Here is a 210-nt window from a genome sequence, read left to right on the forward strand (position 1 = left end):
TTTGGAGTGTCGAAAAGGGAGTGCCGAAAATGAAGTGTTGAATTTGGAGTGTTCAGAAGGAAGAACTATAAGAATACACAGTGAAAAAAATACACAGTTAAATAATACACAATTAAATACTTCTTCTTCTTTAATAGAGAAAATATCTAATAATACAGCTCAAAATGAGATAGTGTTTACAAAGGAAGAAGAAGAATATATCAAACATAT

The 210-nt window shown here is 29.0% G+C and carries 1 protein-coding gene; it reads left to right on the forward strand.

The window, feature by feature from the left end; genetic code table 11:
• Positions 1-210: hypothetical protein (locus tag MR107_RS31255; RefSeq protein WP_242293241.1), on the forward strand; the 210-nt coding region annotated here is incomplete at both ends.

Origin of the sequence: Bacillus cereus group sp. BfR-BA-01441 (assembly GCF_022663075.1) — a bacterium.
Lineage (GTDB): Bacteria > Bacillota > Bacilli > Bacillales > Bacillaceae_G > Bacillus_A > Bacillus_A cereus.